This window comes from Pseudarthrobacter sp. P1 (genome assembly GCF_050156935.1).
Lineage (GTDB): Bacteria > Actinomycetota > Actinomycetes > Actinomycetales > Micrococcaceae > Specibacter.
In genome coordinates this window covers 3,297,415-3,315,904 of record NZ_CP189584.1, presented here as the reverse complement: position 1 = coordinate 3,315,904, position 18,490 = coordinate 3,297,415, and the positions used below count along the sequence as shown (strand labels likewise).

Genomic DNA, 18,490 nt, shown 5'->3' with positions numbered 1-18,490 from the left:
CACATGAGTACGCCCCAACCCGTGCAGCATGGCACTCCCGCAGGGCGGGCGCCACAGGGCAAGGGTTCGGGGCTCTTACCACCCAAGTTTAGCGGACATCACACCTGCGCCGCGCGCAGCGCCGGCTCAAGCACCCGCGGCGGCAACGGCGTCGTGCCCAAAATCGGACCATCCGGCGCCCGCCGGCGGATGTGCATCCAGCGGCACATCCACCCGGTCCTTCAACGGGCGCTTCATCCCGGACGGGTCAAAGAGCGCCGCGCCCGACAGGGCCAGTGCGGCGGCATGCCGTTCGGTGTCCCGGCCCAGCTTGAAGGCCATGGCCTCGCCGTGCAGGCAGCCGACCGCCTTCTTGTTCAACATCAGGGCGCGGCTGCCGAACATCTGGCCGGGCACGACGCCGGCGTCCGCCAGGTCCGCGGCCACGGCTTCGAAGGCGGCGACGGCGGCGGGAGAGGATTCTGCAATGTCCATGGCTGCATCCTACGGCCGCGGTCGGGGTCCGGCCCTTAAACGCAACTGGGGCGCGGCAACTGCCGGAAATCCGTGGATTCCGGTCAGTTGCTGCACCCCAGTTGTTCCCGGAGTTCGCGAGCTCGCTCGGGGCCCTCACAACAGTGGGCCCACCCAGTTGTGGAACGGCGCCTCTACGCCTCGATGGCGGCCTTCGCGGCCGGATCGGAGTCGTTCAGGAACGTGTCAATGCGGGCCGCCTCGTCCGTTTCGCCGATGGTTCCGGCGGCCCGGCCCAGCGCGTAGAGCGCCCGCAGGAAGCCGCGGTTGCCCTCGTGCGCAAACGGCACCGGACCGGTGCCGCGCCAGCCGTTGCGGCGCAGCGCGTCCAGGCCGCGGTGGTAGCCGGTGCGCGCGTAGGCGTAGGACTCGATGGTCCGGCCCTCGGCGTAGGCTTCCTCGGCCAGGATCGCCCAGAGCAGCGACGACGTCGGGTGCTTGGCCGCCAGGTCGACGGCCTCGTCCCCGGCGTCCAGGCGGGCTTGGACCTCGGTCTCGACCGGCAGGAGCGTGGGCTCCGGGCCGAGCAGGTTGGTGCGGAACGATTCGCCCATGTCTACTTGAACGTCTTGCCTGCGGAGCCGAGCTCCTGGGCGGCAACGCCGACACGGGCAGCCATTCCGGCCTCGGCCAGTGCGCCCCAGACGCGCGGGTCGTAGAGCTTCTTGTTCCCGACCTCCCCGTCAACCTTCAGCACGCCATCGTAGTTGGCAAGCATGTGGCCGGCCACCGGGCGGGTGAACGCGTACTGCGTGTCCGTGTCAATGTTCATCTTGATGACACCGTAGGAGACGGCGTCCTTGATTTCCTGCTCGGTGGAGCCGGAGCCGCCGTGGAAGACGAGGTCGAACGGGTTGGCCTTGCCCACCTTGGCACCGACCTGGGCCTGGATGTCCTTGAGGATCTCCGGGCGCAGCTTGACGTTGCCGGGCTTGTAGACGCCGTGCACGTTGCCGAAGGTCAGCGCGGTGATGTAGCGGCCGTTCTCGCCGGAGCCCAGGGCCTCGACCGTGGCCATGCCATCGGCAACCGTGGAGTACAGCTTGTCGTTGATGGCGTTCTCCACGCCATCCTCCTCGCCGCCCACGGCGCCGATCTCGATTTCGAGGATGATCTTGGCGGCAGCGGCGCGGTCCAGCATTTCGCGGGCGATGCGCAGGTTCTCATCGAGGGTTTCGGCGGAGCCGTCCCACATGTGGGACTGGAAGATCGGGTTTTCGCCGCGCTTGACGGCGGCCTCGGACTCGGCCAGCGGGGCAGCACGAAGTCGGCCAGGTGGCCCTTGGGGCAGTGGTCGGTGTGCAGGGCGACGTTGATGTCGTAGTGCTTGGCAACCTCGCGCGCGTAGGCCGCGAAGGCCAGCGAACCGGTGACCATGTTCTTCACGGAGGAACCGGACCAGTAGGCGGATCCACCGGTGGTGACCTGGATGATGCCGTCGGAACCGGCGTCGGCAAACCCGCGCAGTGCGGCGCTCAGCGTCTGGGAGGACGTGACGTTGACCGCGGGGTAGGCGAAGCCGCCGGCCTTGGCGCGGTCGATCATCTCTGCGTAGATTTCAGGGGTTGCGATGGGCATGCTGGCTCCTTGTATCGGGTGGGAAACTGTGACATACCAGACGTCGTTTCGCCTCCCATCGTAGCCAAGACGCGGCGGGGATGCTCACCGTGTCCGGATCGCGGAGGGCCAGGTTACGGCCGCACCGCCCCACGCCTGGCCGGAACGCGGCGCGCCGGGCGGAAAAGCCTAGACGTGCTGGCCGAACACGTGCCGCCGGATCCACGCGTGCATGGCAATCCCGGCGGCCGAGGCGGCGTTGATGGACCGGGTGGAGCCGAACTGCTCGATGGACAGCGTGGCGCGCGCCGCCGCGTGCACCTCCTCGCTCAGGCCGGGCCCCTCCTGGCCGAACACGAGCACGCAATTGCGCGGCAGGTCGTAGGTTTCCAGCTTCACGGAGTCCGGGAAGATGTCGATCCCAATGATGGCCAGGCCCTCGGCGTCGGCCCAGGCCACAAAGTCCTCCACCGTGGGGTGGTGGCGCACGTGCTGGTAGCGATCGGTGACCATGGCACCGCGCTTGTTCCACCGGCGGCGTCCGATGATGTGGACCTCCTTGGCCAGGAAGGCGTTGGCGGTGCGCACCACTGTGCCGATGTTCAGATCGTGCTGCCAGTTCTCGATGGCGATGTGGAAATCATGACGGCGGGTGTCCAGCTCGGCGATGATGGCCTCCATCGTCCAGTACCGGTACTGGTCCAGCACATTGCGCCTGTCCCCCTCGCGCAGCAGTTCCCCGTCCCAGTGCTCCCCCTCCGGTAGCGGACCCTCCCAGGGGCCCACGCCCACGGTGGCGGCGTGGGCGGCCGCCGGGTCCGGGAGGTGGTGCCCGGCGTCGTCCGGGGCGCTGCCCGCGGGGTCCGCGATGCCGCCCGCAGGTGCCTCCGCGGCACCTGGCACGACGGCGGCTGCCGGGATCTGCGGGGCGGGTGCGGCAGGCTGGGGTTCGGGGCTGTGGTTCACCTATCAAGGGTATCTACTGCGGAGGGACCCCCAAACCTGCAAGACTGGTGCCGAGACCATGATGGACGCAGCGCGGCCTTGGCCGCGGACCAGGAGGAACGCATGACAAAGGCCGAACACCGCACCGCGGCGGACATTGAATGCTGGCTCACCGACATGGACGGCGTGCTGGTCCATGAGAACCACGCCGTTCCCGGCGCCGCCGAACTGATCCAGCGCTGGGTGGACACCTCCAAGCGCTTCCTGGTGCTGACCAACAACTCCATCTACACCCCGCGCGACCTCGCCGCCCGGTTGCGCGCCTCGGGGCTTGAGATTCCGGAGGAGAACCTGTGGACCTCAGCGCTGGCCACGGCCCAGTTCCTGAAATCCCAGATGCCGCACGGACGCGCCTTTGTCATTGGCGAGGCTGGCCTGACCACTGCCCTGCACGAGGCCGGTTTCATCCTGACGGACCAGGCCCCGGACTATGTGGTGCTGGGCGAGACGCGCACATACTCCTTTGAGGCCATCACCAAGGCCATCCGGCTCATCGGCGACGGCGCACGCTTCATCGCCACCAACCCGGATGCCACTGGTCCGTCCAACGAGGGTCCACTGCCTGCCACCGGTGCCATCGCGGCGCTGATCACCAAGGCCACCGGCCGCGAGCCCTACATCGTGGGCAAGCCGAACCCCATGATGTTCCGCTCCGCAATGAACCGGATCGAAGCTCACTCTGAGACCACCGCCATGATCGGCGACCGCATGGATACGGACATCATTGCCGGCATGGAGGCGGGACTGCACACCGTACTCGTGCTCACCGGCATCACCGCCACCGAGCACATCGATGCCTATCCGTTCCGCCCGGACGAGATCCTGGACTCCGTCGCGGACCTGCTGCACAAGATCTAGCGCGGCGTCTGGCGCAGTCACGGTGCCGAATACGCCAGCGAGTGTGCGATGGCATCGAGTTCGGCGGCATGCGAACGCCAGTAGGGTTCATTGGCCTCGACGCTGAGCCGGTGCGCCATGCCGTCCGGCGTTATGGCGGTCAGGAATGTGCCCACGATGGGGCCTTGCCGGCTCATGCAGGTGTAGCTGTGGACCAGGCCCTGCAGGCCCGCTCCTTCTATCGGCATGGGCGGTTCCGTGAAGGTGAATCCCGCGATGCACCCGATGGCAGTCTGCCGGTGCTCCCGCAACAGCTGGGCCGGCGTGGAAGCGGTCTGCCGCGCCAAGGTCTCGTCAATGGTTGCCTGGATGGTCTCCTGCGTCCAACCGTCCGGCGGCGGCGCAATCGACTCGTAGAGCACCACCACGGGGGACTTCGTGCCTTGCGGGGGCGGGATCTGGATCACGGCATGGTCGGCCACTGGATGGCCGTTGACAACGTACACCATGCCGCCGTCGCCCATCACCTGCATGCCGGCGGGGTAGCGGAAAGCCGTAGAGCCCGAGGTGTAGGTTGTCAGCGCAGGTTCCGGCGCTGCCCAGGCCCACGTGGAAACGGCCACGATGCCGCTCCAGACAACGATGGCCACGGCCATGGCATTCGCCAGGCCGGCGCCAATGATCCAGCACAACGCCGACGTTTTCAGTCCGGGCGCCGGCGCGGTTGGTGCTCCATCCATGTCGATCCCCTGCCGTTTTCCAGGGCACCGCGGTGGCGCCCTGGACCGAGGCTAGGACTGCAGGAACCGGCCGCTCAACGCCGGCACCTCGGGATGTGGACGCCGCGGGTGCCGGCGCCGGCTGTGCAGGAAACCGGCACCGCTCCGGCACAGCACCGCCGCCGGGCCGCGGGCTAAGGCTCCCTCTGCTGATCCCGGCGGGAGAAGGCCAGGAACGCCACCAGCAGCAGGATGACCGCCGCCAGGCCCAGGCTGACCGGGCCGGTTCCCCACTCCAGCCCGCCGCGGCCGGACTCCACGGCCATCCAGTCGGCAAAGGAGGCCCCCAGCGGGCGGGTGACAATGTAGGCGGACCAGAAAGCCACGATGGCGTTCAGCCCGAAACGCCAGTAGGCGAGGGCCGGGATGGCAAAGACGGCGGCGAACATGATTCCGGAACCCAGGTAGCCCAGCCCCAGGGTGTAGGCCGTGAGATCGCCGGCGGCCGTGCCCAGCGCAAACGTCGTCAGCACTGTCAGCCAGTAGAAGACTTCGCGCCGGCGCGTGTTGATGCTGTGGATGGAGAGGGTTTTTTCCGTGCTGTGCCACAGCCACAGGACCGCCGCCAGCACCACGGCGAAGAAGCCTGTCGAGACGATGTACGGGATGCCGATGCCCACATGCAGGACGTCGGCCGCCAGGGTGCCGAAGATGCTCACCATCACCACAGCCAGCCAGTAGATGGCGGCAACATAGCGTTTGGTGCGGAACTGCAGCACCAGCGACACCACCAAGCCCACCGTGCCCATGGCCACGGCAAGTTCCGGTGGAAAATGCTTCACCAAATAGTCCGAGGTGGTCTCCCCCATGCCGGTGGTGAGCACCTTGATGATCCAGAACAAGGCTGTCACTTCCGGGACCTTGACCCACGCGGATCTGGCGCCGGACAGGGTTGCAGCGGCCAGGGCGACGGCGGGACCACCAGCGAGGGGGCCGGGCCCGTCTCCACGCTCTTCGGACTGGGACGGGTGTTGAGGCAAAGTCATGGGGGAAGTGTGCCAGCCGTGGCTGGGAATTTGGTAAACGCCGGGCACAACCAACAGCCACCGGCCAATCGGGACGGCTACGGCCGCAGCGACCCGCCGGTGGCCTCGAGGAAGCAGGTGCCGCACAGGGATTCGTACCAGACGTCGGCACCGTCGATGGCCACCTGGTCGCCGTCGAACACGATTCCATCCCCCATCCGGCGGGTGTTGAAGATGGCCTTGCGCCCGCAGCGGCAGATGGTCTTGAGCTCCTCGAGCGTGTGCGCAATGTCCATCAGGCGTGCGGAGCCGGGGAAGGACTCGGTCCGGAAGTCCGTGCGGATGCCGTAGGCCAGCACCGGGACGCCGTCGAGCACCGCAATCTTGAACAGATCGTCCACCTGGTCCGGTTCGAGGAACTGGGCCTCATCGATGAGCAGGCAGGCCACCGGCGGGGAGTCCATGTGCTGCAGCAGGGCGTCCGGATCGTCCCCGGCGGCATGCGCGGCAAAGAGCTCCCGCGCCGAGGCGCCGGGCGGGATGATGAAGTCCACGTCCCGGCTCACGCCCAGGCGCGAGACGATGGCGTGCTCGCCCTTGGTGTCGATGCCCGGCTTGGCCAGCAGGACACGCTGGCCGCGCTCCTCGTAGTTGTACGCCACCTGCAACAGGCCCGTGGACTTGCCGGAGTTCATCGCCCCGTAGCGGAAGTAGAGTTTGGCCACCGCGCTTAGTCCAGGCCGAGCTCGTCCTTGCCGAAGGCGAAGAGGTACGGCACGCCGGCCTCGGCCTCGATGCGCTCCTTGGCGCCGGTGTTGCGGTCCACAATCACGGCCACGGCCTTGACGATGCCGCCGGCGTTGCGGACGCCCTCGACGGCGGTCAACGCGCTGCCACCGGTGGTGGAGGTGTCCTCGAGGACGACGACGTCGCGGCCCGCCACGCCGGGGCCCTCGACCTGGCGGCCCATGCCGTAGGACTTCTGCGCCTTGCGCACCACGAACGCGTCGATCGTGCGTCCGGCGTCGCCGGCGGCGTGCATCAGGGCGGTCCCCACCGGGTCGGCGCCCATGGTCAGGCCGCCGGCGGTCTCAAACTCGATGCCGGCGTCGTCCAGCATGGCCAGCATGACACGGCCGGCCAGGCGCGAGGCCTCGTGGTGCAGCGTGATGCGGCGCAGGTCGATGTAGTAGTCGGCCTCCTTGCCGGAGGAGAGGATCACTTTGCCGCGGACAACGGCCAATTCCTTGATGAGGTCAAGCAGGCGGGCACGATCGGCAGCAAGAGTCTGGGTCATGGCATCCATTCTAATTGGCACCAAGGCGGGGCCACGCCCGCCCGGGGCCCCCGGCTCTGGCGCCTTGTGCCCTCCCCAGCCTCGCTGCGCTCGCCCGGGGCCCCTCGGCCACTAGGCTTAGCTGCATGCGAGAACTCCAGGGACAGATCATTGCAGAACTCGGCGTCCGGGCCGAGATCGACCCGGCCGCGGAAATCACCCGCCGCGTGGCCTTCCTGAAGGACTACCTCAAAGCCACGCACACCAACGGGTTTGTGCTCGGCATCAGCGGCGGGCTGGACTCCTCGCTCGCCGGCCGGCTGGCCCAGCTGGCCGTCGAGGAACTGGCCGCGGAGGGCGTCGGGGCCAACTTCATTGCGGTGCGCCTGCCCTACGGCGAGCAGCACGATGAGGACGATGCCCAGGCGGCGCTGGACTTCATCGCCCCCAAGACCTCCACCACGTTCAACATCGCCGCGGCCGTGGACGGCTTTGAAGCCGAATTCGCCAGGACCAGCACGGACAATGTCAGTGACTTCAACAAGGGCAACATCAAGGCCCGCTCGCGGATGATTGCCCAGTACGCCCTGGCCGGGCATGAAAACCTGCTGGTCATCGGCACCGACCACGCCGCGGAGTCCATCACCGGGTTCTTCACCAAGTTCGGCGACGGCGGGGCGGACATCCTGCCGCTGTTCACCTTGAACAAGCGGCAGAACCGCGCGCTGCTGCGCGAACTAGGCGCCGCCGAGCGCATCTGGAACAAGGTGCCCACCGCCGACCTGCTGGACGGCAAGCCAGGCCGCACGGATGAGGACGAGCTCGGCATCTCCTACGACACCATCGATGACTACCTGGAGGGCAAGGACGTGCCCCCGGCGGCCGCGGAGGCCATCGAGCGCCGGTATCTGGCCACCCGGCACAAGCGCACCGTCCCCGTCACCCTGCTCGATTCCTGGTGGCGCCCAACTGAGTGACAGCTATGTCACGTTGCGGCCCGATTTTTGTGCGATAGCTGTCACCTGGTTGGGCGGGGGTGGTTGGTAACGTTGGCACTGTGAAGATTGCTACCTGGAACGTGAATTCCCTCCGCGCCCGCGCCGACCGCGTGGAGGACTGGCTGCGCCGCACCGATGTGGATGTGCTGGCCATCCAGGAGACCAAATGCAAGGACGAGAACTTCCCCTGGGAGCTGTTTGAAAACAACGGCTACGAGGTGGCGCACTTCGGCTTCAGCCAGTGGAACGGGGTGGCCATCGCCTCCCGGGTGGGGCTCGACGACGTCGAGCGCACCTTCTCCGGCCAGCCCGAGTTCGCGAAGCCGGGCAAGACGCCGGAGCAGGAGGCCCGCGCCATTGCCGCCACCTGCAACGGCGTGCGCGTCTGGAGCCTCTACGTGCCCAATGGCCGCGCCCTGGACGATCCCCACATGCCGTACAAGCTCCAGTGGCTGGACGTCCTGAAGGACCAGGCCACCGGCTGGCTGGCGGAAAACCCCCAGTCCCAGATTGCCCTGATGGGCGACTGGAACATTGCCCCGCAGGACGATGACGTCTGGGACATCGACTACTTCATCTCCGAGGGACTGACCCACGTCAGCGCCCCGGAGCGCGCCGCCTTTGCCGCGTTCGAGGATGCCGGCTTTGCCGACGTCGTCCGCCCCCGGCACCCGGGCCCGGGGGTCTACACCTACTGGGACTACACGCAGCTGCGCTTCCCGAAGAAGGAGGGCATGCGGATCGACTTCGTGCTGGCCTCCCCGGCACTGGCCGCCCGGGTCAGCGACGCCCAGATCGACCGTGAGGAACGCAAGGGCAAGGGCGCCTCGGACCACGCGCCCGTGATTGTGGAACTGGGGTAGCGGGATGCGCAACGGGCTGTATCTTGGCGGGGCCTCGCTCCCCTACGTGTCGACCCTGCGCGTCTACCTGCCGCTGGTGGCCTACACCGCCACGCAGCAGCGCTACATCGAGGAGCACCTGGTGGTGGGGCAGGACCGGGTCAGCATCGACGCCCAGGAACTGGCGGACTCGCTGGGGCGGATCAGCCGCGAGAACGCCAATCCCCTGCCCACCCACGCCGTCGAACGCGTCCGGACGCTGGAGTTGGGCGAGGACATGCCGACCCTGTATTCGCCCAACCAGGTGGTGGCCCGGTCCTGGCAGGCCGCCACCGAGTTCGCGCACGGGCCCACCTCCCAGCTGGCCCAGATGCTGGTGCCCGACGGCGTGTGGGCCCCGGCCTTGCACCGCGCCGAGAGCTCCGAGGGGCTGCGCGGACCCCTCCAGACCAGGATCTCCACCTGGGGCATCCCGTTCAGCTGGTTTGTGCTGGTGTCCGAAAAGGACCGCACCGAGGTGGTGGAGTCCAGCGGGCAGGTGCTCACCGTGCGCATCCAGGTGCCGCTGCCATTGGCCACGCACCGGGCCTCGAACGTGCTCGCCATGCTGGAGGAGCACGCCCCGGACCTTGACCTGTACGAGGAACTGGACCAGCTCAATGATTGGCTGGGCACCTACACCCGCGATGCCTGGGTGGAGCTTGACTACGGTCCCGTGGCCAACCGAGTCTACCCCGACGAGTCCCCCGCCGACGTCCGAATGGGGCTGGAATGCCTGGCCGACGGCGACATCACCGGCGCGGCGGCGGCCTACCGCCGGCTGGCCTCGCGCTGGATTCCGATCCGCCAGCTGGCCCGCGCCAGCTAGCGGGGCCGGCATGGCGGCCGTTGGCCGCACCCGATCAACCGGCCGGCCCGCCCAGCGGGCCCGCCCTACGAGGGCGGCCCGCCCTACGAGGCGGGCCCGCCCTACGAGGCGGGGCCGCCCTACGAGGCGGGGCCGTCCTACGAGGCGGGCGGGGCAGTGGAGGTGCGCAGCACCAGCTCAAACGGCTGGAGCAGATCCTCGATGGCCCCGGCAGTCCCGGACAATTCCTCCATCAGCATCTTCGCCGCCAGGTAGCCGTGCTCGGTGGGGTTCTGCCGGATGGTGGTCAGGCCGGCCGCCCCGGAAAAATCGTGGTCGTCGATGCCCACCACCGACAGGTCCTCCGGAATCCTAATGCCGCGGCGGTGCGCCTCGAACATCAGCCCCAGCGCCATTTCGTCCGAGGCGCAGAAGACGGCGGTGGGGCGCGGTCCGGGCGCGTCAAAGAGCCGGCGGGCGGCCTCCGCACCCTCCGCGACGGTGAAGTTCCCCGCCACGTTCCATTGCGGCGGGCAGTGCAGCCCGGCCCGGTCCATCGCCTCGGTGAAGGCCGCGGTGCGCAGGGCGGGGACGGCAAAATTGAGCTTGTCCTCGACCGCCCCGCGCAGGTGGCCGATCCGGGTGTGGCCCAGCCCGATCAGGTGCCCGGTGGCCGCGGCCGCCGCGGCGCCGTCGTCGATCCGCACCGACGCGCAGCCCTCCACCGGACCGCCGACGGCGACCAGCGGGATCTCCGTGCGGTGCAGCTGGTCCAGCTCATCCTCGGTCAGGCCCAGGCACAGCACCACCAGTGCGTCGATCTGCTTGCGCACCATGTTCCGGGTGAAGAAGCGCTCCCGGCCGCCGGCATATCCGCCTAGGCTGAACAGCAGCAGGTTGAAGGAGTTCTCGCGCAGCGCCTTGTCCACCCCCTCGATGGAGTGGCCGAAGTACCAGCGGTCGGCATAGGGTGCCAGCACGCCCACGGTCTTGGTGCGCCCGGTGGCCAGCCCGCTGGCCGACGGCGAGGCCACGTAGCCAAGCTCCTCCGCCGCGGCGAGGATCCGGGCCCGGGTGGCCGGGCTGACGCGCGGCAGCCCGCGGATGGCGCGGGACACAGTGGCAGTGGAAACCTGCGCCCGGGCGGCGACGTCGTCGATGCTGACAGCCATGAAGTCTCCTCTCGCGTGGTCCGGGCGGATGGGGCCCCTGCGCCTAGTTGCGGCGCCGGGCGATCCGCCGGGGCAGCCTGCTGCGTAGGCGCAGCATGCCCCAGAAGGCAAGCACGATGGCCAGCAGCCCCATCGACCAGCCGAACGCCGGCGCTCCGGTGACCTCCATCCAGACGGTGACGGCCAATACGACTATTCCCCAAAATCCGAGGAAGCCGATAATTATGTCGAAGTCCTCGGCGCTGCGGTGCTTGGCGGTGCTGGCACCCGGGCCGAGCGGATCGGAATCGGCCATTACTTCACCGCCCCGGCCGTCAGTCCGGCGACGATCTTGCGCTGGAACACCAGCACCAGGATCACCAGCGGAATGGTCACCACCGTGCCCGCCGCCATCACGGCGGTGTACGGCTCCTGGTGTGGCTGCGCACCGGCAAAGTAGGCGATCGCCACTGTCACGGTCTTGGTGGCATCGTTGGAGAGCTGACTGGCGATCAGGAACTCGTTCCAGGCCGCGATGAAGGCCAGGATGGCGGTGGTGAAGACCGCCGGCGCGGCCAGCGGCATGATGACCTTCCGGAACGCCTGGCCCTGCGTGCAGCCATCGATGCGCGCCGATTCCTCCAGTTCCCAGGGCATCTCCCGGAAGAACGAGGTCAGCGTGTACACGGTCAACGGCAGCACGAAGGAGATGTTCGGGATGATCAGCGCCTGGTAGGTGCCATACCAGCCGATGTTGGTGAAGAGCTGGAACAGCGGGGTCACCAGGGCCACGCCCGGGAACATCGAGGCCCCGAGGACGAAGCCCAGCACCAGGAACTTGAAGCGGAACTCCAGCCGGGCCAGCGCGTAGGCGGCAAACACGCCGAAGAGCAGTGCGACGACGGTGGTCACACCGGCCACGAAGAGCGAGTTGAGCAGGTTCCGGGCAAAGTGGTTGCCCAGGCCCTCGGAAAACACCGTGGTGAAGTTGTCCCAGGTGACGTGGGTGAAGAACGGCGTGGGGTCGAAGGTGTAGCCCACGTCGCGGAAGGCGGTGACGATCATCCAGTAGAAGGGCAGCAGGCACCAGATGAAGATCAGCGCGGCGCTGATGTAGGTGCGCGAACTGGCCCAGCGTTCGCGCCGCTTGGCGGCCAGGTGGGGTGCGGCGTAAGCGGCCTCCGTGGCCTTCACTGTTGAGGTGCTCATTTGCCTTTCCCCTTTCCCGGGCCGGTGGCGGATTGGACGGCGTTGGCCCCCAGGAAGCGGACAAAGATGAACGCGACGAGGAAGATGACCAGGAACGTGATGGTGGACAGGGCCGCGGCGGAGTTGAAGCCCTGCCGGATCTGGTCCACCACGAGGATGGACAGCGTGGTGGTGCCGTTGGCCCCGCCGGTCATGATGGCCGGGAGGTCGTACATGCGCAGTGCATCCAGCACACGGAACAGGACGGCCACCATCAACGCCGGCTTCACCAATGGCAGGGTGATCTGGGTGAACCGCTGCCAGGCCGAGGCCCCGTCCACCTTGGCCGCCTCGTACACCTCGGCCGGGATCATCTGCAGGCCCGCCAGGATCAGCAGGGCCATGAAGGGCGTGGTCTTCCAGACGTCGGCGATGATGATGGCGGCACGTGCCGGCCCCTCGGACCCGGTCCACAGGATCGCCGTGCCGAAGAGCTTGTTGGCGATGCCGTCAAAGGCGAAGATGAAGAACCACAGTTTGGCCGTCACCGCGGTGGGGATGGCCCACGGCACCAGGACCGCGGCACGCAGGGCGCTGCGCCCGCGGAAGGTCCGGGCCATGATGATGGCCATCCAGAAGCCCAGCACCGTCTCCAGCACCACAGTCACCACCGTAAAGAAGAAGGTGGTGCCCATCGCGGACCAGAATTGGGCGCCCAGGCTGCCGGGCGAGCAGGCGGTGGTGCCGTCGGGCGCGGGGCACTGCTGCAGGAGCCAGTGCGTGAAGTTGGCGAAGCCGGCAAAACCGCCGGCCACAAAACTGCCCGTCACCGGGTCCAGGCCCTCGTCCTGTTGAAAGGACATGATGATGGCGTTGGCCACCGGGTAGACAATGACAATGCCCAGCACGATCATCGAGGGCAGGACGAGCGTTGCCGCCCAGCGCCCCTGGGTCTTGGCCTTGCGGTCCTGGTCAACCTCTTTGTTCTCGTGTCCTGCGTTGGGGCCGGGGGTCCCGCGCGACGTTGTCGGCTGCGCGTGTATGGACATGGCCTCTCCTTTCACCAAATGGATGGCAGCTGTGCGCCCGCTGCCGGGCTGGATGGCGCCTGCGGTGGCACCGGGAATGCTCGACGGCGGTGGGCGGCCGGGAGGGCCGCCCACCGCGCACGGCTAGTGGGAGCCGGAGGTGATGGCGTTGGCCATGTCGGCCAGGGCCGCATCAACGCTCTTCTCCCCCTTGATGGCGGAATAGGCGTTGTCCTGAATGGCCTTGGTGACCGCAGGGTAGAACGGGCTGACGGGTCGCGGCACGGCGTTCTCGATGGAGGTCTTCAGCACCGGCAGGTACGGCAGCTGGGCCACCAGGGCCGGGTCGTCGTACAGGGAGGCCAGCACCGGGGCCAGCGAGCCCTGGGTGGCGTAGAACTTCTCCGTTTCCTCACTGGTCATGAAGGCCAGGAAGTCCTTGGCGGTGGCCTTGTGCTTGGAGTACACGCTCACGGCCATGTTGTGCCCGCCGAGGGAGGAGGCGCCGGGGCCGTCCTTGCCCGGCAGCGGCGCGATGCCAAAGGTGTCCTTCACCGTCGAGGCGCCATCGGTCTTGGCGAGGTTGTAGACGTAGGGCCAGTTGCGCAGGAACAGCAGCTTGCCGTCCTCAAATGCCTGGCGGCCTTGCTCCTCCTGGAACGTGATGCCCTCCACCGGAATGTTGCCGTCCTTGTAGGCCGCGGCCAGGTTGCCCAGGCCTGCCTTGGCGGCGGCGGTGTCCAGGGTGGGCTTGCCGTCCTCGCCCACGATGGTGCCGCCGGCGGTGTTGATGGCCTCGGCCACGTTGACCGTCAGGCCCTCATACTTGGCGAACTGGCCGGCGTAGCAGCCCATGTTGTTGGACTTGGCGATGGAGCACATCCCCATCATCTCGTCCCAGGTCTTGGGCGGTGTGGGGACGAGGTCCTTGCGGTAGTACAGGATGCCGCCGTCGGAGGTCTGCGGGGCCGCGTACAGGGTGCCCTTGTAGGTGGCGGTCTTCACCGTGGCCGGCAGCATCTTCGAGGTGTCGACGGCCATGGTGTCCTTGAGCGGCTGGAGCCAGCCCTTGGCGGCAAACTCCGCCGTCCAGACAACGTCAACGTCCACCACGTCGTAGTCGACGCTCTTTGCCTGGAAATGCTGGACCAGGTCATCGTGCTGCTGGTCGGCTTTGTCGGACTGCTCCTGGAAGGTGACCTTCTCATCCGGGTGGGCGGCGTTCCACTTGTCGACCAACGGCCGGACCACATTCGAGTTGTCCTTGCCCTGCACATAGGTGATGGGGCCACGTCCGTCCAGGTTCGCAGCGGCATCGCCGCCGCCTCCGCCTCCGCCGCCGCCTCCGCCGGACCCACCGCCGCTGCACGAAGCCAGTGCCAATGCCAGCACAGCGGCCGCAGCCAGGGGGGCCATCTTGCGTGAATTCTTTATTCCCATGCTCTTCTCTCCAACCAAAAAAACGGGCCGGCGCACGCCTTCGTAGGCAGCGGCGCAGTTGAGTGACGTGGATCACTGTATGTGCCAGCGGGCGCGCATGCAAGCGCTTACACTCAATCGTGACCTTCCCGTGGCATGGCACAAAAAGAGGGGCGGCCCCGGGAAAATCCCGGGGCCGCCCCTGCCGTGGTGCTGTTTTCCTAGTGCCCGCCCTTGAAGAAACCGGCGATCTTGGCGCCAATCCCCTTGGCGTGCTCGGCTGCACCCCCGGCAAAATCCTTGACGTTTTCGCTCACGTCTTCCACCAGGTCCTTGGCGTGTTCGGCCACATCGCCGGAGAAGAACTCCTTGACGTTTTCCGTAACATCGGCGGCGACATCCTTGATGTTCTCGCCGGCGTCCTCCAGAAATTCCTTGACGTTCTCCACGGCATCCGGAGCCGCGTCCTGGGCCGCCTCGGCTCCGTCGGCTGCCGCGCCCTGGGCGTCCTGAACGGCTTCCGTGGCGGCTTCCTTGGCGGCGTCGATCGGGTTCTCGCCGTTAATCTCGCTCATGTGACACTCCCTGCGCTAGAACTTGATAGGTCCCATGTCCGGCGGTGCCGAACGGGGTGCTGCACGCCCAGACTAGCGGACGCGTTCGGCCTTCGTGAACCGCGATCTGGCCCCGGCACCGATGCTGATCAGAACCGGTGTTTGCAGGCCCAGGACGGCATCGAGCCCGTCCACCAGGGCGGCGACGTCGTCGGCCACCAGATGCGGGGCCACCCCCTGCCGGGGCAGGATGCGCACCTTCACGGCGGGCTTCCCGTCCACCTCATAGGTGGCCACGGATACGGCGGCCAAATCGTTCCGCTCCGCCAGCGCGGCCTTGAGCGCCTGCTCCGCCACGGCGGCGCTGATCGACACCATCCCGGCCGCCCCGTCGTCGTCCGCATCCCCGTACACGGCGGCCAGCGTCGAGGCGCGGCCCTTGCCCTGCTGGGCCACCCAGGTTGCCATGGCCACCACCACCAGCACCATGGCGACGGCCACGGCAATCCAGATCCAACTGCCTCCCCGGCCCGGCAACGCGGTGCGGTAGGCCAGATCGACCAGGGCGTCCGTAGCGGGTTTGGCCCAGTCCTGCCACCACCTGGCCACCGCCGGAATGGCGGCCAGGGCCAGCGCGAGCGCCCCGGCGGCCAGAAACGCCAGGCCGAGGATGGCCAGCAGGACCCGGTTGAGGGCCCGCGGCGTGCCGTTCATACGCCCACCACCCCCATCGGGGCCAGCACCACGCGCACGTCTGGCCGCGGCACCAGCTTCATGGCGTCGAGCTCGGACTCCACCGCGGCCAGCACCAGATCCTCATCGAGCCGGATGCCGGAAGTGGGGCGGACGTTGACCTGGACGGTGTCGCGCGCGACCACCACCATCACCTGTTCGCGGGTGACGCCGGCAGCCATCCGGGCGCGCCGGGCCAGGGCGGCGGCCACCACGCCGTCGTCGACCACCACGGCGGCCCGCGGATCCTCAATGATGTGCCGGGCACGGCGGCCGGGCAGTACGGCATTGAAGAAGAAGACCAGTCCCACCAGCATCAGCAGCACGCCGATGGCTCCCAGCAGGATGGGCGAGATGCCCTGCGGGAGGTTGGCCAGATTGTGGGCGGCGTCGAGCGGATCGGCGAGCCAGGGCGGCTGGCCGACGGCGCGCAGGACGGCCTCCAGCAGGGCGTAGATGGCCAGGACGGAAACCAGCACGGCGGCAATGCCCACCAGCGGGGCCCGGGAGGAATGCGTTTCGCGCCGCAGGATGCGCTCGATCCACGGCGTCACAGGACCCGACCGCCCCGATGCGTGCGGACGCCGGTGATGCGGATGTCCACCCGGGACAGGCGCGAGCCCGTCAGGTCCTGGACCAGGGCCAGGATCACCGCTTTGGCCGACAGCGCACGGTCCAGCACGCTGCCGCCGCTGCGCTGCACGGTCCCGGGATCGCGCACGACATCACCGAGCGGGGGCATGCCGATGGGGGTGGCGAGGGAGAGGGCCAACAGCCCGGCGTCGTCGGCCCAGCTGGCCCGCACGGCCGCCGCCGAGACGCCCAGCGCCTGCGCCGTGGCGGCCTGGGCCACGGAGGTCAGGGCCGCCGTGCTGATCCGGTTGTGTCCGGCCAGCTCGCGCTCCCCGGTGTTGGCGGGGGCCGCCGTCATGAGGACGAACGCCGGCCCGTGATGGCGTCCAGCACGGTGCGCCATTCCATCTTCCCGCTGGCCGCGCGCCCCACCAGGGCGCCGGCGCCCATGAAGATCGCGGCGATCAGGAAGCCCCAGAAACCAAAGCTGAAGGCCATGAAGGCCAGAAAGGCACCGATGGCGATGCCGGCAAGCGTTGCACTCATGATGGTTCCCCATTCGTCGCGGGCAGGGAGTCGGCGGACGGTGCCGGGACGGTGGGCCTGGCCGGTGCGCCCTGAGCCAGGACGCCGATGCGCTCCCCCAGCGTGGGCCGGGCCGGGGCCCGGTCGGCGTCAGCGGACGGAACGTGGACGTCATTGATTTCGACGTTGACCTCGATCACGTCCATGCCCACCAGTTCCTCGACGGCGGCGTAGACGGCGGCGCGGACGGCATTGGCCAGCTGTTGGAGCGGTTTTCCGTACCGGGCCACCATGTTGACGTCCACGGCCACCTGGGTCTCCCCCACTTCGACCCGGACGCCGGCTGCCACGTCGGCGGCGCCGACGACGTCGCGGATGGCTCCGATGGAGCGCGCGGCCCCGGTTCCCAGCGCATAGACGCCGTCAACGCTGCGGGCCGCCAGCGCGGCAACCTTGGCCACCGCCGCCTCGGCAATGACCGTCCGGCCCGTTGCCCCGTGAACCTGAACCTGCGGCTGCTCTTGCGCCTGCATCCCCCACGCCCTTTCTGTTGTCCTTACCGTAACCCTATGCAGGGACGCGGCAGCGGGCAACGCACTGGCGCGGTGCCGTGGCTAGCCGCCGCAGTTCTTCTCCAGCCAGGCCGAAATGGGCTTCACGGCCTCCTCGAAGGCGGGGGTGTCGAACTTCGACAGATCCCCGCCCATGGCATCCACCACCTCGGAGAGCTTGGCAAAATCGGGCTTGAGTTCGTCCGGGACCCGGGACATCGCCTCCCGGATGGCGGCCTTGGCCTTGTCCAGGTCCGCGCTGTCGGTGGCGCCGACGGCGGCCGAGAGGGGCAGGAAGGACACCCCCGCCAAGGCTCCCGCCACGGTGAGGCAGCTGGAGGAGGTGGAGGCGGTGCCGCCGTCGGACGTTGATCCGCCTGTGGCTGGGGTTTGCCCGGAGGTGGCCGGCGCCGGGACCGGTCCCGGCGGCACGCCGGGATCAGGGAGCATCCGCCCAGGGCCAAGATCACACTGGCACCCAGCACCGCAACCCAGCGTGCCGAGGAAACCTTCACCGCCGCCCCCTTGAGATCACCGCATCCAATCCACAGGCTACGCCCGGCGGGGGGCCTTGCCCAGCGGGGGAAATGACGGTTAAGCGAAGGTTAAACGAAAAATCCCCGCATTCTTTCGAATGCGGGGATTTTAGCTGGTGGCTCCGACCGGCGTCGATCCGGTGACCTTTCGATTTTCAGTCGAACGCTCTACCAACTGAGCTACAGAGCCTGGTGAACTGGTCACCATGATCACCCGGATTTCTCCAGAGGACCAAAGCGACCCTGACGGGACTCGAACCCGCGACCTCCGCCGTGACAGGGCGGCGCGCTAACCAACTGCGCTACAGGGCCATACGTTGCACTTCATAATTCGATCCATTCACGTTTCCGTGTTTTTCACGAGTTATATCGTACCAGTCTTTTCGGACTGTTTTTACCACTCGATTTTCGCTTGAGTTTTACCTCGTGCGTACCCCCAACGGGATTCGAACCCGTGCCGCCGCCGTGAAAGGGCGGTGTCCTAGGCCGCTAGACGATGGGGGCATCGTCACATTCATGGTCTCTGCGGCTTCCCGCATCCTCCCGAAGTGGACTCCAAAAACTATAGGGCCTAAATCGGAAATATACAAAACGAGTCCCGGGCGCGGTCCTGG

At 67.8% G+C, this 18,490-nt stretch carries 23 protein-coding genes, 3 tRNA genes and 1 pseudogene; 4 read left to right on the top strand and 23 right to left on the bottom strand.

From position 1 onward, the window contains the following. Nucleotides 1-126: 126 nt before the first annotated feature. The 4 genes and pseudogenes from ACQCSX_RS15695 to ACQCSX_RS15680 form a co-directional block, all read right to left on the bottom strand. Nucleotides 127-474, bottom strand: a complete 348-nt coding sequence (locus ACQCSX_RS15695; RefSeq protein ID WP_427016201.1) for a hypothetical protein — start codon at nt 472-474, stop codon at nt 127-129. Between the two features lie 173 nt (nt 475-647). Beyond that, on the bottom strand, nt 648-1,067 hold the full coding sequence (locus tag ACQCSX_RS15690; protein ID WP_427016200.1) for a DUF3151 domain-containing protein: 420 nt from the start codon (nt 1,065-1,067) through the stop codon (nt 648-650). Nucleotides 1,068-1,069: 2 nt separating this feature from the next. Beyond that, nucleotides 1,070-2,091 (bottom strand): annotated as a pseudogene (gene fbaA, locus ACQCSX_RS15685) (class II fructose-bisphosphate aldolase). A 168-nt stretch (nt 2,092-2,259) separates the two neighbouring features. Next, nucleotides 2,260-2,862, bottom strand: coding sequence for a TrmH family RNA methyltransferase (locus ACQCSX_RS15680; RefSeq protein ID WP_427019069.1), 603 nt, complete (start codon nt 2,860-2,862; stop codon nt 2,260-2,262). A gap of 276 nt (nt 2,863-3,138) precedes the next feature. Between ACQCSX_RS15680 and ACQCSX_RS15675 the strand changes: the two genes are divergently transcribed. Next, nucleotides 3,139-3,933: an HAD-IIA family hydrolase gene (locus tag ACQCSX_RS15675; RefSeq protein ID WP_427016199.1), complete on the top strand. Its 795-nt coding sequence runs from the start codon at nt 3,139-3,141 to the stop codon at nt 3,931-3,933. A gap of 17 nt (nt 3,934-3,950) precedes the next feature. Here the strand turns inward: ACQCSX_RS15675 and ACQCSX_RS15670 are convergent, their stop codons facing one another. The 4 genes from ACQCSX_RS15670 to pyrE form a co-directional block, all read right to left on the bottom strand. Then, nucleotides 3,951-4,652, bottom strand: a complete 702-nt coding sequence (locus tag ACQCSX_RS15670) for a hypothetical protein (RefSeq protein ID WP_427016198.1) — start codon at nt 4,650-4,652, stop codon at nt 3,951-3,953. A gap of 173 nt (nt 4,653-4,825) precedes the next feature. Then, complete coding sequence (locus ACQCSX_RS15665) at nt 4,826-5,677, bottom strand: hypothetical protein (RefSeq protein WP_427016197.1); 852 nt, start codon at nt 5,675-5,677, stop codon at nt 4,826-4,828. Nucleotides 5,678-5,754: 77 nt separating this feature from the next. After that, a complete protein-coding gene (locus ACQCSX_RS15660; protein WP_427016196.1) occupies nt 5,755-6,381 on the bottom strand; it encodes a thymidine kinase in 627 nt (208 codons plus the stop codon). A 5-nt stretch (nt 6,382-6,386) separates the two neighbouring features. Beyond that, nucleotides 6,387-6,953: an orotate phosphoribosyltransferase gene (gene pyrE, locus ACQCSX_RS15655; protein WP_427016195.1), complete on the bottom strand. Its 567-nt coding sequence runs from the start codon at nt 6,951-6,953 to the stop codon at nt 6,387-6,389. A gap of 125 nt (nt 6,954-7,078) precedes the next feature. On the opposite strand from pyrE, the gene nadE reads away from it, so the two are divergent. The 3 genes from nadE to ACQCSX_RS15640 all read left to right on the top strand — a co-directional run bounded on the left by nadE (nt 7,079) and on the right by ACQCSX_RS15640 (nt 9,640). Then, nucleotides 7,079-7,909 carry an ammonia-dependent NAD(+) synthetase gene (gene nadE, locus ACQCSX_RS15650; RefSeq protein ID WP_427016194.1) on the top strand — a complete coding sequence of 277 codons (831 nt, stop codon included), beginning with the start codon at nt 7,079-7,081 and terminating at the stop codon, nt 7,907-7,909. A gap of 80 nt (nt 7,910-7,989) precedes the next feature. Beyond that, the gene (locus ACQCSX_RS15645) at nt 7,990-8,793 is read left to right on the top strand and encodes an exodeoxyribonuclease III (protein ID WP_427016193.1); all 804 of its coding nucleotides are present in this window, start codon (nt 7,990-7,992) and stop codon (nt 8,791-8,793) included. 4 nt (nt 8,794-8,797) lie between these two features. Continuing rightward, the gene (locus ACQCSX_RS15640) at nt 8,798-9,640 is read left to right on the top strand and encodes a hypothetical protein (RefSeq protein ID WP_427016192.1); all 843 of its coding nucleotides are present in this window, start codon (nt 8,798-8,800) and stop codon (nt 9,638-9,640) included. Between the two features lie 137 nt (nt 9,641-9,777). On the opposite strand, the gene ACQCSX_RS15635 is transcribed toward ACQCSX_RS15640, so the two are convergent. From ACQCSX_RS15635 to ACQCSX_RS15565, 15 genes are all read right to left on the bottom strand, one after another. Then, nucleotides 9,778-10,791 (bottom strand): LacI family DNA-binding transcriptional regulator, encoded by a 1,014-nt coding sequence (locus ACQCSX_RS15635; RefSeq protein ID WP_427016191.1) that lies wholly within the window; start codon nt 10,789-10,791, stop codon nt 9,778-9,780. 43 nt (nt 10,792-10,834) lie between these two features. Further along, complete coding sequence (locus ACQCSX_RS15630; protein ID WP_427016190.1) at nt 10,835-11,086, bottom strand: hypothetical protein; 252 nt, start codon at nt 11,084-11,086, stop codon at nt 10,835-10,837. Beyond that, the gene (locus ACQCSX_RS15625) at nt 11,086-11,979 is read right to left on the bottom strand and encodes a carbohydrate ABC transporter permease (RefSeq protein ID WP_427016189.1); all 894 of its coding nucleotides are present in this window, start codon (nt 11,977-11,979) and stop codon (nt 11,086-11,088) included. Before ACQCSX_RS15625 ends, ACQCSX_RS15630 begins: the two co-directional genes overlap by 1 nt. Beyond that, nucleotides 11,976-13,007 (bottom strand): carbohydrate ABC transporter permease, encoded by a 1,032-nt coding sequence (locus tag ACQCSX_RS15620; protein ID WP_427016188.1) that lies wholly within the window; start codon nt 13,005-13,007, stop codon nt 11,976-11,978. Before ACQCSX_RS15620 ends, ACQCSX_RS15625 begins: the two co-directional genes overlap by 4 nt. 123 nt (nt 13,008-13,130) lie before the next feature. Further along, entirely contained in the window at nt 13,131-14,402 is a 1,272-nt protein-coding gene (locus ACQCSX_RS15615; protein WP_427016187.1) for an ABC transporter substrate-binding protein, read from the bottom strand. Between the two features lie 224 nt (nt 14,403-14,626). Further along, nucleotides 14,627-14,980: a hypothetical protein gene (locus ACQCSX_RS15610; RefSeq protein WP_427016186.1), complete on the bottom strand. Its 354-nt coding sequence runs from the start codon at nt 14,978-14,980 to the stop codon at nt 14,627-14,629. Between the two features lie 72 nt (nt 14,981-15,052). Next, nucleotides 15,053-15,673: a hypothetical protein gene (locus ACQCSX_RS15605; protein WP_427016185.1), complete on the bottom strand. Its 621-nt coding sequence runs from the start codon at nt 15,671-15,673 to the stop codon at nt 15,053-15,055. Then, nucleotides 15,670-16,245, bottom strand: a complete 576-nt coding sequence (locus ACQCSX_RS15600) for a hypothetical protein (protein ID WP_427016184.1) — start codon at nt 16,243-16,245, stop codon at nt 15,670-15,672. Before ACQCSX_RS15600 ends, ACQCSX_RS15605 begins: the two co-directional genes overlap by 4 nt. Next, on the bottom strand, nt 16,242-16,622 hold the full coding sequence (locus tag ACQCSX_RS15595; protein ID WP_427016183.1) for a hypothetical protein: 381 nt from the start codon (nt 16,620-16,622) through the stop codon (nt 16,242-16,244). The genes ACQCSX_RS15600 and ACQCSX_RS15595 overlap by 4 nt, the downstream gene beginning before the upstream one ends. Then, nucleotides 16,619-16,810 (bottom strand): hypothetical protein, encoded by a 192-nt coding sequence (locus ACQCSX_RS15590; RefSeq protein ID WP_427016182.1) that lies wholly within the window; start codon nt 16,808-16,810, stop codon nt 16,619-16,621. Before ACQCSX_RS15590 ends, ACQCSX_RS15595 begins: the two co-directional genes overlap by 4 nt. Beyond that, nucleotides 16,807-17,322 (bottom strand): Asp23/Gls24 family envelope stress response protein, encoded by a 516-nt coding sequence (locus ACQCSX_RS15585; protein WP_427016181.1) that lies wholly within the window; start codon nt 17,320-17,322, stop codon nt 16,807-16,809. Before ACQCSX_RS15585 ends, ACQCSX_RS15590 begins: the two co-directional genes overlap by 4 nt. A gap of 81 nt (nt 17,323-17,403) precedes the next feature. Further along, complete coding sequence (locus tag ACQCSX_RS15580; RefSeq protein ID WP_427016180.1) at nt 17,404-17,790, bottom strand: hypothetical protein; 387 nt, start codon at nt 17,788-17,790, stop codon at nt 17,404-17,406. A gap of 200 nt (nt 17,791-17,990) precedes the next feature. Further along, nucleotides 17,991-18,066: transfer RNA gene (locus ACQCSX_RS15575), tRNA-Phe, on the bottom strand. Between the two features lie 48 nt (nt 18,067-18,114). After that, nucleotides 18,115-18,188: transfer RNA gene (locus tag ACQCSX_RS15570), tRNA-Asp, on the bottom strand. A 119-nt stretch (nt 18,189-18,307) separates the two neighbouring features. Further along, nucleotides 18,308-18,380 (bottom strand) — tRNA-Glu (locus tag ACQCSX_RS15565). Nucleotides 18,381-18,490 lie beyond the last annotated feature (110 nt).